This window comes from Psychrobacter sp. HD31 (genome assembly GCF_051097895.1).
Lineage (GTDB): Bacteria > Pseudomonadota > Gammaproteobacteria > Pseudomonadales > Moraxellaceae > Psychrobacter.
Window position 1 is genome coordinate 1,756,124 of record NZ_CP142525.1, and the last position, 15,820, is coordinate 1,771,943.

Here is a 15,820-nt window from a genome sequence, read left to right on the forward strand (position 1 = left end):
ATAAACTGAGAAAAAGCTGCATTTTTGGCGGTGAGAGAGGGATTCGAACCCTCGATAGGCTATTAACCTATACACACTTTCCAGGCGTGCGCTTTCGACCACTCAGCCACCTCACCGTTTTTTACAGCACTCTTTGGGTAGGTTTATCCAAAGAGTGCAATAGTATAAAATAAAACTTATAAAAAGTCACCATTTGCAATAATTTCTGATATCTTGATGTTTGTTTCTACCCTATCTACTTTAAACAGCCCAGTAAAAAAAGGTTGTATTATCAAAACGTTCGCTATTATATTTTTTGTTGGGTGCGGTTTTTTTGTAACGCCTTCTGCCAAAGCAGAAGTGTTTAAAAATTGCAGCCAACCGTTTTATGCGTTTAAAGCACCCAAAATAACGCAAATAAACAAACTAGAAAAGACCGTCCCTTTGTGTTTTGATGGGTTTGCCGTGTTGTACTCGGGCAAAACACGGACACCCTTATGGTCGGCAGAGCATTTAACGAGAGAACGTTTGTACCGTGCAGACGAGCTAGAGAGAGAAGATAACTTTCATGAAGAAAGCCGTTTGCCATTTGCAATACGGGCAACTGTCTACGACTATTCTGGCACGGGTTATGATAGGGGGCATTTAGCACCAAATGCAGATATGGCAAGCAAAACGGAGCAATATGATAGCTTTAGTTTGGCAAATATAGCACCACAGTCGCCATATCTTAATAGAAAGATATGGCGCAAAATTGAGTCTAGCACCCGTTATTTAACCAAAGTGCATGGGCAAGCATACGTGGTAACAGGGGTTGTGTTTGAAGATAAAAACGCATATCAATGGGGGCAAGCGGTACTGATTCCTAGCCATTTTTTTAAAGCCGTTTATTTTCCAAAGCTCAATCAAGCAGGGGTTTATTATGCGCCAAATGATGAGTCTGGCAGAATAGAGGTTATCAGCCTTGATGAATTAATTACAAAGCATGGCATAAGCCCTATACCCGCCTTACAACCAAAGGTAATGGCAAAAGCAATGCCATTACCGTTACCCAGTCAAAAATTAACAACCACCCAAAGTAATGGGCAAAAAAAAGATCAGCCAGAGTTTAATACGGGCGAATGGTGGATGCAGCTATTTGAACAATTTTGGCATTGGATTAGTGAACAGTTGTACCAAAAATAGCTCTCTAACTCATTGATTCTTACTGATTTATTGCTAAATAAAGAGGTTAGGTAATAAAAAAAACAAAAAGTTACGATATTGCTTATTTTTTAGCGATTCTGTAGTGGGAATTAAGAAGTTTATATGATAACTTATAAAAAATAGACATACAGACATGTTTATATTGAAGTTTATTTAAACCCAACTTTTGGGAAATTGAAAGGAGTCAAGTTATGAAATTATTCACTCAATCAGTAGTTTTAGCAGCATCATTAGGTATGGCAACGGTAGCGATGGCAGCAGATCCAATCGTTGGTAAGTGGCTAACACCAGAAAAAGGTGTGATGGTTAACATTACTAAATCGGGTAGCCAATTTACTGGTAAATTAGCAAATGGCGAGTTTGCTGGTCATAAAGGTCTTAGAAACATCGTTTCTAAAGGTGGCAATAAGTACCAAGGTAAGGCAAAGCATCCTCGTTGGGGCATTATCCCTGCCGTTAATGCTAATATTACGGTTAATGGTAATAAACTAACCATTAAAACGGTTAAAGGCACTCAAGTTTGGAAAAAACAATAGTCCTTTACTTAGGTTATGCTAAAAGAAGCCATTAGGCTTCTTTTTTTGTTTTTATTTTATCGATATATTAACTGTATTTTTAGTTAGGCTTACTTCCTATTAAACTTAGGCATGTGCTGTACTGAATCCATCGCCTATTTTTTTGAGTACAGTGAACAGATTATATTTGCTAATAAAAAATAAAAAAAGGAGCCTTTGAGCTCCTTTTTTAGGGTGTTATGCGTCTTATTTAAGTAACAAGCTTAATTAACAAACTCTGGGTAGGCTTCTTGACCACATTCTGCAAGGTCTGCCCCTTCGTACTCTTCTTCTTCTGAGATACGGATACCCATAACGGCTTTTAAAATACCCCAAACAACCAAGCTTGTAACAAACACCCAACCAAAAATAGTTGCTGCGCCAATCAATTGCCCCGAGAAAGTCGCCCCATCATTTGTAATTGGTACAAGTAGCAAGCCTAATAAACCAACCACACCGTGCACAGAGATTGCACCAACTGGATCATCAATTTTTAGTTTATCGAGTGTTAAAATAGAGAATACAACAAGCACGCCGCCTAATGCACCAAATAGCACTGCTTGTAATGCAGATGGCGTAGATGGCTCTGCTGTAATAGCAACTAGGCCCGCCAAAGCACCGTTTAATAGCATCGTTAAGTCGGCTTTACCAAAGATAGCACGTGCAACTAATAAAGAAGCAATTGCACCACCGGCAGCAGCCGCATTTGTATTTAAAAATACCATCGCTACTGAGTTTGCATTGGCGATATCACCCAGTTTAAGTACTGAGCCACCGTTAAAGCCAAACCAGCCCATCCACAGGATAAAAGTACCTAATGCAGCTAACGGTAAGTTAGCACCTGGAATAGCACGTATCTCACCATTTTTACCATATTTGCCTTTACGAGCACCCAGTAATAATACACCTGCTAATGCAGCAGCAGCGCCAGCCATGTGTACAATACCAGAGCCTGCAAAGTCACTAAAACCTAAATCACCAAGGTTATATAAGCCAAATACGTCGTCACCATTCCATGTCCAGCTACCTTCCATTGGGTAGATAAAGCCACACATTACCACGGCAAATATTAAAAATGCCCAAAGTTTCATGCGTTCTGCCACGGCACCAGATACAATAGACATACAGGTAGCGACAAACACCACTTGGAAGAAGAAGTCAGCAGCAGTAGAGTAAACAGAATCGCCATTAAAACCATTTTCTGCTGAACTTGCTAGCGCATCAGCCACTAAGGTGTCACCACCTGCTATGCCAATTAGACCCCAGCCACCATCATTGTACATAATTTGGTAACCAAATAGTAAATACATGGTACAGGCTATGGCAAACAACGCCACGTTTTTGGTTAAGATTTCGGTGGTATTTTTAGAGCGTACTAAACCGGCTTCTAGCATGGCAAAACCTGCTGCCATCCACATGACCAGTGCACCACAAACTAAAAAGTAAAAAGTATCTATTGCATACTGTAATTCAAAAATTTGGTTTTCCATGTTAATTCCCCCTCGAAATTTTTATGGACTAAGTGTGTTTATATTGCGTCTTCACCTGTTTCACCAGTGCGGATACGGATAACTTGCTCGATTGGCATAACAAAAATTTTGCCGTCACCGATTTTGCCGGTGCTTGCAACTTTCATAATGGCTTCGATTGCTGGCTCTACCATGTTATCTGCTAACGCGACTTCTACTTTCACCTTTGGTAAAAAATCGACGACATATTCTGCACCGCGGTACAATTCAGTATGTCCTTTTTGACGACCAAATCCTTTAACTTCTGTAACAGTAACGCCGTTTACACCAATTTCAGACAAAGCTTCACGAACATCGTCTAATTTAAATGGTTTTAAAATGGCAGTAATGAATTTCATAAGCGTGCTCCTTATAATTAAATAATGTGTCAGTTGCTTGTTTTGCTAAAACTTACAACATTTTTCTTTACTGTCCTTATCATAGATACAAGAATCATGCCAAGTTTACTGAGGGGGGAGAATGCAATGAATAATAATTAACCATCCTCTAAAAGTGTATCGTTTTAGAGTGTTTGACTAGTTATGATGGATTGCAAAGGTAAACTTGGATATTGTTATAAGACCTGTATATAGATAAAGTTTTTTTAAAGTTAGCAAGGTTATTATAACGATATTTTTTAGGAGATAAATAGAAACCATTAGAAAGATTATTGAAAAAATAGTAACAAATGCACGTATTTAGAAATATATATTTATTTTAGTGCATATATATCTATATTGGTGCATTTTTAGAGGGTGTGGATTCAAAGAGATGATTTGAAGAGAAATTTTAAATAATAATAAGCAAAAGTAATGACTAATGCTTAGGAAGCAAAAGATAAGGCGTTTGATGAACTTCTAATAACTTTTCAGTATCGCTGCCTTGAAACCACTCACGTAAACGCGACTGACCAAACGCCCCAGACATTAGCATATCTAGTTTGTTTTCTTTTTGGTAATACAATAAAGCTGCGGTGACATCACGGCAGTCCAGTAGTTTTTTCTTGCACTTGATGCCAGCTTGGGTAAGTTTTGCATACGCCTCACGGATGGCATCGGTGTTTTGTGTGTTCTTTTTACCTACCATCACAATATGGATGCACATGTTACGTGTTAATGGGCTTTGAGCTACCCATTCTACCAAACGATGACAGGTCTCCCTATTATCAAATGCCAGCAATGCCGATTCAGGCGTTTTAAAAGCAGCGTGTGTCACTAAAATGGGGCAATGGCTGTGTCGGATAACATTTGCTAATGTGGTTTCGCAAGTTAGCTGACGACCCGTGATAATGAGTTCGGCCTTATCATCTATATAGTCAAGGTTTTCATTAATGCTGCATTGACGTTGTAATGGATAGGTTGATTGTGTGCAAAAATGCTCGGCACAGTAGGTTTGGGCTTTGGCTAAAAGGTCTTTGCCCTCGTTTTTATGGGCAAGGTTTACCATATGCTCTTCATTGGCAAACTCTTTTAACAAGTTTTCTTCATTGTCTGGTGTTAAGCAGCCAGAATAGTCGACTGCCTGTTTACGATGACTACTTGGCCTAGAGTATAGCAACCCAATGTCACTTTTAAGCCTGCTTGCAACCCATATACTGGTATCAAGCACAACTTGAATGTCTTTAGGAGAGTTTAATAAAGCGATAATACTATTGGGTTTAATATTACTCATAAACTTTTGGGGGATATCCCATGGCTTGTGATGATCGGATTATAGATTTTTATTGTAACAAAAGCAACAAAAATACAACAATTGCCGAGTCAATATTTAAGCCTAATTTATGAGCGATGCAGGTTAAAACCATAGTCAACAATATGTTGTTTAAGATAAGTAAGATACTCTTCTGCAAGAGTAGATAAACGAACTTGTTTATGTTTTAGCCACCCTATTGTCATACTTTCTTGCTCGTTTTGTGCTAATGCGAGTGGTACAGATATGATGTTTTCATCATTGAGCTCACGGCTTAATACGCCGCTACTAATCGTATAGCCATCAACCCCTAACATGAGGTTGAATATGGTGGCTCGGTCACTCACCTTTATGCTTTTGCGATTATAGCGGGTACTTAAAATTTCTTCGGCATAATAAAACGAGTCACTTTGCCCTTGTTCAAAGCTTAAACAAGGGTAGGGTTCTAACTCTTCTAAAGTAATCACACTTTTAGTCGCTAATGGATTATTCTTACCAATAAAAACATGAGGTTGTGCGGTAAACAAAGGGGTAAACTCTAACTGTTTTTCTTTAAATACTTTTTGTAAAACCTGTTTGTTAAAATCATTTAAGTAAACGATACCAATCTCGCTATTAAAGGAGCTAACATCTTGCAAGATGTTGTGTGTTTCAGTTTCTTTTAAAGTAAATTCGTATTCGTTTTCGGCATAGTTTTTTACTAATTCGGCAAAGGCGTGTACGGCAAAAGCATAATGTTGGCAAGAAACAGAAAGCAAACGTCGGGAAGGCGTTTTGTTTTGATACTTTGCTTCCATCAGCTCTACTTGAGCAACGATTTGTCTTGCATAGGTCATAAACTCCATGCCTTCATCAGTGAGGGTAACCCCTTTAGCTGAGCGCCCAAAAATAGTAATGTTTAATTCTTCTTCTAAGTTTTTAAGGGCATTTGATAAGCTTGGTTGACTAATGAATAGTTGTTTTGATGCCTCATTTATTGAACCAAGTTCAATGGTCTTAATGGCATATTTAAGCTGTCGGAGCGAGGGCATAAGTATCTTTTTAAAGTCGGTTATAGTAAAAAGCTATATTTTATCATAAAAACAAATATTTACTCTATACTTATATGAATGCGTATTAAAAGCAGCTGTGCCAAAAAAAGCCCTGTCTTGTAAACAGGGCTTCTTATTTCTACTTTGTGTGAGTTTGATAGTTTAATCCAATAAACCAATATCACGTCTGTCATGGACAGAAAACTCATCGATAATAGTGCGGCTCGCTTCATTTAAGCCAACTACCTGCACATTAATGCCTTCTCGTTGTAAACGGATAACAAGCTTATCTAAAGTATCAACGGCGGTTACATCCCAAAAGTGGGCATGAGTAACATCAATAACCATATTATCTAACGCTTCTTTTGTATCAAACGCATCTAAAAATTGGGTGGTTGAGGCAAAAAATACTTGACCATGAACGTAATAATAACGAGTGTTTTGTCTTTCATCATATTCGCTTATCACGCTTAGGAATTGACCAATTTTATTTGCAAATGCCAAGGCTGATAATAAGACACCCACTAAAACACCGTAAGCTAAGTTATGGGTTAAAATGGTCGTTAGCACAGTTGCCAGCATAACAATGTTAAATGACATTGGGTGAGTTTTAAATTCGCGGATAGACTCCCAATTAAAGGTACCAATAGATACCATAATCATCACAGCAACCAATGCTGCCATTGGGATTTGACGTACCCAGTCGCTTAAAAATACTACCAAAACCAACAAAACAGCACCAGCAATAAAGGTAGAGAGTCGAGTACGTCCACCTGATTTAACATTAATCACAGATTGCCCAATCATCGCACAGCCTGCCATACCACCAAAAAATCCAGAAACAATATTGGCAATACCCTGACCACGACATTCACGGTTTTTATCACTTAACGTATCTGTTAAATCATCTACAATGGTTGCTGTCATCATAGACTCAAGCAAACCAACCACTGCAAGTGCAATAGAATAGGGAGCAATAATTAGTAAAGTTTGCAAATTAAGTGGGATGTCAGGTAGTAAAAATATGGGTAGCGTATCTGGCAAATCGCCCATATCACCAACTGTGCGGATATCCCACCCAAAATACATGCTGGCCAGTGTAATACTAGCAATACATAGCAAAGGCGATGGTAGCAACTTGCCTATTTTTGGCAGCAAAGGGAATAAATAAATAATACCCAAACCAACAGCCGTTAGTAGATAGACAAGTGGCGTTACGCCTTGGGTGTTTAGGTCTAGCTCAGGCAATTGTGCCGCAAAAATCAAAATTGCTAATGCGTTAACAAAACCAATGACCACCCCGCGCGAGACAAAGCGCATCAGGTTGCCTAGTTTAAATATGCCCATCACAATTTGGATAACCCCGCAAAGCAAGGTGGCAGCAAGCAAATATTGCAAACCATGTTCTGCGACTAAGGTTACCATCACCAATGCCATGGCACCGGTAGCGGCAGAGATCATACCAGGGCGACCACCAACAAAACTAATCACCACAGCAATACAAAATGAGGCATATAAGCCTACTTTAGGGTCCACCCCAGCAATGATAGAAAAAGCAATCGCTTCTGGGATTAAAGCCAAAGCAACGACTAAACCAGATAGTACGTCACCACGAATGTTAGAAAACCACTCGTCTTTGATAGTTTCGATAGAGAAATTCATAAGCAAGAATTGATAGGATTTTGGTAAGGTTGATAAGGATATATATTTTTGTTGACGATTAAAGCCGACAAAAAAACGCACATAATAACATAAAGTTAAGTTTAACTGTATTTTAGTAACAATAAAAATCAATCAAAGCAAATGTTTACTCACTATCTGCTGGTATATTTTGGTAGAATTGCAGGATATATAAAAAATTGAATATACGGTTAAAAATAAAAGGCGAATGGAATTATGACGCAATCAAATCTAAATGCTGGCTTGCAGGTTGTTATTGGTTTAGGGCAGTCTGGCTTGTCGGCTGTTGAGTTTTTAGTGAAGCAAGGGTTTGATGTTGCAGTAACCGATGGCGGGGAGTCACCTGCCTTAGCAAACAAGTTACCAAAAGCGGTTACCATGCGTGAATTTGGTGGCATTAGTGAGTCACTATTGCTAAAAGCAAGTAGGATTGTGATTAGTCCTGGTATTTCTTTACGACAACCCGCTGTTGCTAAGGCGATAACGGCAGGTATCAATGTGGTGAGTGATATTCAGCTATTCCATGAAGCACTAAATGATTGGGAGACACAGGTACCTGTTGTTGCCATTACGGGCTCTAATGCTAAGAGTACGGTAACCACCTTGGTTGGTGAAATGGCAAAAAATGCAGGGGTTCGTGTCGGCGTTGGTGGCAATATTGGCATACCAGCATTAAATTTGTTACAGGATAAAAACATACAACTGGCAGTGTTAGAGCTGTCCAGTTTTCAGTTAGAAACAGTGACGGACTTAAATGCCCAAGTGGCAACGGTATTAAACATGTCGCCAGATCATTTAGATCGTCATGGTGATATGTTGGGATATCATCAGGCAAAACATCGTATTTTTCAAGGCGCAAAGTCGGTGGTGGTTAACCGAGAGGATGGGCTAACTGCCCCTTTACTACTAAAAGGGGTGAAACAAATTAGTATTGGTAGCAGTGCACCAAAGTCTAGCTTTGGGGATGAGATTGTAGAGTATGGTTTAATTACAGAAGCTGATGGTCAAACCTTTTTGGCAAGATCCATGGACGGCACGTGTGAAAAACTTTTAAATACAGCCACACTTAAAATAAAAGGGCAGCATAACTACTTAAACGCATTGTCTGCCTTGGCGTTAGGCGAGCTTGCAAATTTACCTATGGAGAGCATGCTTAATACTTTAAAAGACTTTGCAGGGTTACCGCATCGTTGTCAGTATATTGCCAGTAAAGATGGCATTGATTATTTTAACGACTCAAAAGGCACAAACATTGGTTCTACCATGGCAGCGATTAAAGGGCTGGGTGAAAGTTATATGGCAACCAATAAGTCGGCAAAATTGTTATTAATTTTAGGCGGGCAAGCTAAAGGGCAAAACTTTGCTGAGGTAGTCCCACTTATTAACCAATTTGTTAATAAGTTACTGTTTATGGGTGAAGATGCTGACTTAATTTATGAGCAGCTTAAATCTGCTGGACTATCTAATCAGGTTGTGTGTCATCAAGTTGGCAGTTTAGACAAGGCAATAGAAAAAAGTACAAGCTTAACCGCCAGTAGTTTATCGCAGGTTAAAGCGGTGTTATTATCGCCTGCTTGTGCAAGCTTTGACCAATTTAGTGGTTATGAAGAACGTGGTGATAAGTTTGTTAAGCTTGTTCAGTCTTTATAAAAAAATATATTAAAAATGTGTTTAAGTGTTATTGTTTAAATTCATGCATCAATATTTAAATAAAATAGTAAAGTAAATAAATAGAGTATCCCTCAATATTATGGCGATTTTTTCTTCTTTCTCAGGTATGTTTCAAAACTCAAAATCAACGGATGGCGTGCTAAATAGTCCATCCTATGTGCCTTCTATCAAATGGTTGTTGCTTGCAAGTATTGGCTGTTTGCTCGTTTTAAGTTTGTTGATGGTGACATCTGCTTCTATCCCTTTTACAGAAAAATACCCCAAGATGGGAGAGCTGTTCTTTTTTAAGCGTCAGCTTGCTTATGCGGTTTTGGGCAGTTTCATGGCCTATACCATGACACGCATCCCTTTAAAATGGGTGTATCATTTAAATGTGCAGTTTTTTGTGCTATTGGTTACCCTAATTTTGCTGATAGTGACGCTATTTGGGTCTGAAATTAATGGCGCTAAACGGTGGATAGAGCTGGGCGTTATTAATTTTCAAACAGCGGAGCTTGCAAAGCTTGTGGTCATTGTTTTTACGGCCGATTTTGTAGTGAGGCGCTCTTCTGAAGTTCGTACCAGCTGGGATGGCTTTATTCGCATTTTGGTTATTGTTGGCTTGATAACCCTGTTATTGTTGGCTCAACCAGATTTTGGTTCGGTAGCGATTATTGCAGGTTGCGTGTTGACCATTTTTTGGGTGGCAGGCGCACCAATGAAGCAGTTTGCTGCAATGGCAACCATGGTTGCTGTGTTTGCTTATTTTGCGATTGTACGTTCTGATTATCGCTTAGGACGTGTGACCTCCTTTATGAATCCATTTGACGATATACAGGATACCGATTATCAGCTCGCAAGAAGCATTATTGCGTTTGGACGTGGCGAGTTTAATGGCGTTGGCTATGGTGAAAGTGTGCAAAAGTTAGCTCATTTGCCAGAAGCACATACAGACTTTTTGTTGGCAATCACGGGAGAAGAACTTGGATTTATTGGTGTTGCTTGTGTCTTATTGTTAGAGGCAACCGTCATTGCTTGTATTATGCGCATCAGTTATTTGGCACTAAAACGTAAACAAATGCGTATTAGCTATACCGCGTTTGGTATTGCCACCATGTTTATTGGGCAAACATTGGTGAATGCAGGGATGAATATGGGGTTATTACCAACAAAGGGTTTGACGATGCCATTTTTTAGTTATGGGGGGTCTGCCATGTTAATGAGTATGATAATGATTGGTTTGGTGCTGCGCATCTGTAAAGAAAGTGCAGAAATACCGGCAAACCAAAGCCGAAATTACTAGATGAAATAAAAAAAGACTTAAACGTTTGTTTAGGTCTTTTTTATAAGCAAGATATAAAATATCAATTAATTATTTTTCTGCACGTACTTTATCAACCAAATAGTTAACAACTTGAGGCACTTTTTCGCCTTCACCTAACACCATGTATTTGCCTTGTACGACGACAGAAGGCGTACCTGACATGCCATAACGCATTGCCGCATCATTTGAGCGTGCAATTTTTGTATTAACGGCAAATGAGTTAAATAATCCTTCAAACTTTTCTTTATCTAAACCTTGTGCTGCATACCAATCAACCAAGGCACCTTTGTTTGTACCAGCAAGGTTTCTTTTCTCGTCTTTTATGACAGCGTTAAACAATTTGTGGTGAGTTTTGCCTTGATAGCCCATCAACTGAGCGGTATAAAAACCACGGGCACTTGTTTCCCATACTGGGTTTAGCGCCGCTGGTGTTTGGAAGAAGGCAACATCATCAGGTTTGTTGTCTGCCCATTTTTGCATGTAAGGTTCTAGGTTGTAGCAGTGGATACAACCATACCAAAAAAACTCACGTACAATAATGGTGTCACCACTGATTGTGTCTGGGTTTTCTAGCACAGCGTAATCTTTTCCTTCCACAAAGTTGGCGGCATTAGCATGGCTTGTCATACCAATCGCAGCAGCGAGGGCGGTTAATGCAATGTATTTCATAGATATTACCTGTAATGGGAGTTTATAAGGCTGCTTGTCATTATTTTTTAGCAACCAAAGTATAAGAAATGATAGTGCCATACATAATAACCGAAAATAGCTACCCATGTCATTAGCGATTGTTAAGCAAAAGTTGCAAACTCGTTATGAATTATTAGCTCACCTAGTGCTATAATGTAGGAGTTACAAAAGATAAAAGTTAAGGAACACCCATGACGGCGGATGAAACACAAACCGATATAAAACAAAGCATTAATGTAGATACAGATGAAATTGCTAAATTTACCGCCATTGCAGATGAATGGTGGGATAAAAACGGCGCATTTGCTCCGTTACATCAAATTAATCCGCTGCGTTTAAATTGGATTGAAGACAGTGTTCATGCAATACAAGGTGATGGACTAACAGGTAAAAAAGTGTTGGATGTAGGCTGTGGTGGCGGTATTTTAGCGACCTCAATGGCACAGCGCGGTGCAGATGTGACTGGGCTTGATTTAGGTGAAGAGAACTTAAAAGCCGCCAGCTTGCATGCCCAAAATCTTGGCATAACCGATACCTTACGCTATGTACACAAACCTGTAGAAGTATTAGCCGGTGAGCAAGCGCAACAATATGACGTGGTTACCTGTATGGAAATGCTGGAACATGTGCCAGACCCAGCAAGTGTGGTACAAGCTTGTTATGACTTAGTTAAACCAGGTGGTGTTTGTGTGTTATCCACCATTAACCGTAATCCTAAGTCATTTTTATTTGCGATTGTGGGTGCAGAGTATATTTTAAGATTGCTTGATAGAGGCACGCATGATTTTAATAAATTTATTACGCCAGCAGAGCTAGACAAAATGGCAACGGTTGCAGGCTTTAAACGTTATGACTTGATTGGCTTGCATTATAATCCGATTACTAAGCGATATTGGCTTGCACAAAATGTTGATGTTAACTATATGATGGCAGTGAAAAAGCCCTTATAAACGGGTAATGTTGTTTTATAGTGAAAGATGGCTTTTTTTGGGGCTGGGCTTATTGCCCAGCTTTTTTGAATCTTAAAAATAAAAAAGGAAGATTATGACAGCTCACACAACTTTAAAAGCGGTATTATTTGACTTAGACGGTACTTTGGTTGATACGGCTGCTGACTTTGTTCGTATTATTCATGAAATGGCAGCAGAAAATGGATGGCAAGCCCCCAGTAATCAGGTAATCCGTGAGCAAGTGTCTGCAGGGGCAAAAGCTATGGTATCACTATTTAGCTTGCACAATCATCTGGGTGATGATGCTAGGCAGATAGAAGAAAAGGTGATGACATATCGTCAAGCTTTTTTAGAAAGATACGAAGCAGAAATTTGTGTGGATAGCCAAATTTTTCAGGGACTAGATGTATTATTGGCAAGGTTAGAAGAACAAAATATTCCTTGGGGTGTGGTTACAAATAAATCACGTTACTTAGCAGAAAAACTTTTAGAAGCTTTAAATTTGTCAGAGCGTTGCCAAACCTTAGTGTGCCCTGAAGATGTGACCCACACCAAACCTGACCCTGAACCAATGTACCTTGCTGTTAAAGCGTTAGGGCTTACTAAAAGTGACTGTACAAACATCATTTATGTGGGGGATCATATCCGTGATATTCAGGCTGGTAACGCTGCTGGTATGTTAACTGTAGCGGCAAAGTATGGCTATATCTCTACAACAGAGAAACAACAGCTGGATACTTGGCAAGCAAATGATATTGTTGAGACGCCAGAAGCTCTATTAACGCTGATTTTATCTCGTTAATTTTATTATTTAACTTATTAACATTTTTAGCCAAAAGCGCAAAAATATTTTTGATAAAGAGGCGAAATCATGACTCATTTACCTTTAACTCATGAACAAATCCGTAACTATCAACCAAAAGAAAATTGTTTGTCTGATAAAACCATATTAGTAACAGGGGCAGGTGATGGCATTGGGAGAGTCGCGGCGTTGACTTATGCAAAATATGGCGCAACCGTTTTGCTTTTAGGTAAAACTTTAAGCAAATTAACTGCTGTATATGATGAAATTGAACAACAAGGTGGCAAGCAACCTGTGGTAATTGCGCTCAATTTAGAAGGGGCTAAAACTGAAGACATGACCAATCTCGTGGAACTGATTGTCAAACAAACAGGACAACTAGATGGCATATTACACAATGCGGCAGTTTTAGGGGATTTAGCCCCGCTAGAAAGCTATGATATTGGCGTTTTTGAACGTGTGATGAATATTAATTTTACAGCAACGCTTCGGCTAACGCAGGCGTTGTTGCCTTTGCTTAAAAAATCTGCCAATGGTTCGGTGGTGTTCACTTCTAGCTCGGTAGGTAGTGAGCCAAGAGCGTTTTGGGGAGCGTATGCGATATCAAAGCAAGCGGTTGAAGGTATCAGTAGCTTGTTTACTCAAGAAACAAAAAATACCACGAACTTAAGGTTTAATTGTGTTAATCCTGGGGCAACTCGCACTAAAATGCGGGCAGAGGCTAGCCCAAATGAAGATCCGATGACACTTAAAACACCAGAAGATATTATGCCTGCATATGTGTGTTTAATGAGTGATGATAGTATGCAAACTCGTGGTGAGGTGATTTCACTGCAGCCTAAATGATTTTTAGAGGATAGTATAGTTTGATAGTATTATTTTTATAACGATGATTTGTTTAATAACCGGTTAAATTGCCCTTTAAAACTTTCTTTTCTTCCTTTAGTTTGTAAATCTTCATAACGGCTTTGACTGAGTTGTAAAAATTCTGTTTCTTTATCAATGCCAATAAAACGTCTACCTAGTACATGACTGGCTATACCTGTGGTGGATGATCCAGTGAAAGGGTCTAAAACCAAAGCATTTTCTTCGGTAGAGGCGAGTATCATTTGAGCAAGCAATGCAAGTGGTTTTTGCGTGGGGTGTTTACCGCAGGTTTTTTCCCATTTTGCCACTGCTGGTATTTTCCATACATCTTTCATCTGTTTATCGGCATTGAGTTTTTTCATTAGGTCATAGTTAAAATAATGCGGAACTTTTGGATGCTTTCTTGCCCAAATAACAAACTCAGTTGAATGAGTAAAATATCGGCAGGAAAAATTAGGCGGTGGATTGGTCTTTTCCCATGTAATGACGTTCAAAATCTTAAACCCCAGTTGTGGCAAAATCCGCCCCAAGGTAAAAATATTATGGTGCGTGCCACTTATCCAAATCGTTCCATTATCCGCCAGTTTCTCACGCACGGCAGTCAGCCAATCGTAGGTAAATATATAGATTTTATTATCATCAGTAAACTTATCCCATTTACCTTTATTGACCGACTGTACCTTACCATTTTTTACGGTTAAGCCGTCATTTGACAAGAAATAAGGGGGATCGGCAAATACCATATCAATCGGCTTATCAATTAGTTTGTAAATCTGTTCGATACAATCGCCTTGCAGTAGGGTAAAATCTTGGTTCGGGCTTTGAAAAAATGTCATTATGTGTCCCTTAAAACATATTTTTGCATATCTGTTTTTGTTTCTTCTCGTGAGTCATAAGTCATGATTTTTTCAAAAAACCAAAATATAGAGACACATTCGAATACATGAATAATAATGGGACTTGTTACCTTTTTATGGTCGATGAATTGCTAGGATATTTAGGGTTTATTTGATAATTTTCCTAAAATACCCACCCTTCAACATCTCAATATTCAATAAAATATTACCACGCTCAAAATAATCTTGTAATGGATTTTGCGTGGTAAGCCACCCTTTGCCATCGGTAACCCAAATAAATTCAATCTCTTGCTCTTTCCAAAATCTGCTCATTTCAATGTATTCTGTTGCGGTTGATTTTAGCTTAGAACCACCTCCATTATAAAAGTTACATTCAATAAAATATAACTTATCCGTATTGTCTTTAATCACAAAATCAATAATCCGTGATGACTTATCGACATTGATTTCAATATTCCAGTTTTCTTTAATTTTTTTCGCATTGGCTTGTGGTAAGTATTGCAAGTTCTGCTCATGGCAAAACTTCGCCACAAAAGATTCCACAAGATTTTCCATCTGTGTACCACCACGGTTTTTGCGACCATTAGAATCCAAACCGACTTCTACACCCATGCAATAATCAGGAATACTTTTTATTTGCTTGTTTTGAATTAACTCGCCCAATCCACTTTTCATGACAAATTCTACGAGTTTGTGAACGTTATCATCAGTTAATTCTTTTTGTTTAAAATCAAAATGTTGATAAATAAAATTGGTTTTATCTATCAGAACTTCAATAGACTTATCACGAATGGCTAGTAAAGTTGGTATTGCCTTGATGGTTTTTGGATATTCTTTAAAAATATCAAATAAAACGGATTCAAAATCAGCTTTTCCAACTAGGGTATTGAGTAAATTTAACTCTTTTTCAATCGGTTCAACATTCTTCAATACCTTTTGCCAATTAACAAAGTAATCGTACTGAATAATGCCTTTTTTGTTGATTGTTTCAATAAGTTTATTAAAATGTTCTGGTTTGTATAGCTCATCCATG

General features: G+C 38.7%; 15 protein-coding genes and 1 tRNA gene. 7 read left to right on the forward strand and 9 right to left on the reverse strand.

Going from position 1 to position 15,820, the window contains the following annotated elements; all coding sequences use genetic code 11:
- Window positions 1-25 precede the first annotated feature (25 nt).
- A tRNA-Ser gene (locus tag VH441_RS07855) sits at window positions 26-116 on the reverse strand.
- A gap of 100 nt (window positions 117-216) precedes the next feature.
- On the opposite strand from VH441_RS07855, the gene VH441_RS07860 reads away from it, so the two are divergent.
- Both VH441_RS07860 and VH441_RS07865 read left to right on the forward strand, forming a co-directional pair.
- Window positions 217-1,164: a DNA/RNA non-specific endonuclease gene (locus tag VH441_RS07860; RefSeq protein WP_434353093.1), complete on the forward strand. Its 948-nt coding sequence runs from the start codon at window positions 217-219 to the stop codon at window positions 1,162-1,164.
- Between the two features lie 212 nt (window positions 1,165-1,376).
- The gene (locus VH441_RS07865; protein ID WP_434353094.1) at window positions 1,377-1,721 is read left to right on the forward strand and encodes a DUF2147 domain-containing protein; all 345 of its coding nucleotides are present in this window, start codon (window positions 1,377-1,379) and stop codon (window positions 1,719-1,721) included.
- Window positions 1,722-1,963: 242 nt separating this feature from the next.
- On the opposite strand, the gene VH441_RS07870 is transcribed toward VH441_RS07865, so the two are convergent.
- The 5 genes from VH441_RS07870 to VH441_RS07890 all read right to left on the reverse strand — a co-directional run bounded on the left by VH441_RS07870 (window position 1,964) and on the right by VH441_RS07890 (window position 7,629).
- A complete protein-coding gene (locus VH441_RS07870; protein WP_434353095.1) occupies window positions 1,964-3,229 on the reverse strand; it encodes an ammonium transporter in 1,266 nt (421 codons plus the stop codon).
- A 38-nt stretch (window positions 3,230-3,267) separates the two neighbouring features.
- Window positions 3,268-3,606: a P-II family nitrogen regulator gene (locus tag VH441_RS07875; protein ID WP_434353096.1), complete on the reverse strand. Its 339-nt coding sequence runs from the start codon at window positions 3,604-3,606 to the stop codon at window positions 3,268-3,270.
- 457 nt (window positions 3,607-4,063) lie between these two features.
- Window positions 4,064-4,918 (reverse strand): universal stress protein, encoded by an 855-nt coding sequence (locus VH441_RS07880; protein WP_434353097.1) that lies wholly within the window; start codon window positions 4,916-4,918, stop codon window positions 4,064-4,066.
- Between the two features lie 107 nt (window positions 4,919-5,025).
- Window positions 5,026-5,967 (reverse strand): LysR family transcriptional regulator, encoded by a 942-nt coding sequence (locus VH441_RS07885; RefSeq protein WP_434353098.1) that lies wholly within the window; start codon window positions 5,965-5,967, stop codon window positions 5,026-5,028.
- Between the two features lie 162 nt (window positions 5,968-6,129).
- A complete protein-coding gene (locus VH441_RS07890; RefSeq protein WP_434353099.1) occupies window positions 6,130-7,629 on the reverse strand; it encodes a SulP family inorganic anion transporter in 1,500 nt (499 codons plus the stop codon).
- A gap of 234 nt (window positions 7,630-7,863) precedes the next feature.
- Here VH441_RS07890 and murD point away from each other — a divergent pair, with 234 nt between their 5' ends.
- Both murD and ftsW read left to right on the forward strand, forming a co-directional pair.
- Window positions 7,864-9,297 (forward strand): UDP-N-acetylmuramoyl-L-alanine--D-glutamate ligase, encoded by a 1,434-nt coding sequence (murD, locus tag VH441_RS07895; RefSeq protein ID WP_434353100.1) that lies wholly within the window; start codon window positions 7,864-7,866, stop codon window positions 9,295-9,297.
- Window positions 9,298-9,397: 100 nt separating this feature from the next.
- Window positions 9,398-10,600, forward strand: coding sequence for a putative lipid II flippase FtsW (gene ftsW / locus VH441_RS07900; protein WP_434353101.1), 1,203 nt, complete (start codon window positions 9,398-9,400; stop codon window positions 10,598-10,600).
- Window positions 10,601-10,669: 69 nt separating this feature from the next.
- On the opposite strand, the gene VH441_RS07905 is transcribed toward ftsW, so the two are convergent.
- A complete protein-coding gene (locus VH441_RS07905; protein WP_434353102.1) occupies window positions 10,670-11,290 on the reverse strand; it encodes a thiol:disulfide interchange protein DsbA/DsbL in 621 nt (206 codons plus the stop codon).
- A gap of 212 nt (window positions 11,291-11,502) precedes the next feature.
- Here VH441_RS07905 and ubiG point away from each other — a divergent pair, with 212 nt between their 5' ends.
- The 3 genes from ubiG (at window position 11,503) to VH441_RS07920 (ending at window position 13,909) form a co-directional block, all read left to right on the forward strand.
- Window positions 11,503-12,261 (forward strand): bifunctional 2-polyprenyl-6-hydroxyphenol methylase/3-demethylubiquinol 3-O-methyltransferase UbiG, encoded by a 759-nt coding sequence (gene ubiG / locus VH441_RS07910; protein ID WP_434353103.1) that lies wholly within the window; start codon window positions 11,503-11,505, stop codon window positions 12,259-12,261.
- 94 nt (window positions 12,262-12,355) lie between these two features.
- Window positions 12,356-13,063 (forward strand): HAD family hydrolase, encoded by a 708-nt coding sequence (locus VH441_RS07915; RefSeq protein WP_434353104.1) that lies wholly within the window; start codon window positions 12,356-12,358, stop codon window positions 13,061-13,063.
- Between the two features lie 69 nt (window positions 13,064-13,132).
- Window positions 13,133-13,909: a YciK family oxidoreductase gene (locus VH441_RS07920; RefSeq protein WP_434353105.1), complete on the forward strand. Its 777-nt coding sequence runs from the start codon at window positions 13,133-13,135 to the stop codon at window positions 13,907-13,909.
- 35 nt (window positions 13,910-13,944) lie between these two features.
- On the opposite strand, the gene VH441_RS07925 is transcribed toward VH441_RS07920, so the two are convergent.
- Entirely contained in the window at window positions 13,945-14,766 is an 822-nt protein-coding gene (locus VH441_RS07925) for a DNA-methyltransferase (RefSeq protein WP_434353106.1), read from the reverse strand.
- 168 nt (window positions 14,767-14,934) lie between these two features.
- Window positions 14,935-15,819, reverse strand: a complete 885-nt coding sequence (locus tag VH441_RS07930; protein WP_434353107.1) for a type II restriction endonuclease — start codon at window positions 15,817-15,819, stop codon at window positions 14,935-14,937.
- Window position 15,820: the final 1 nt, after the last annotated feature.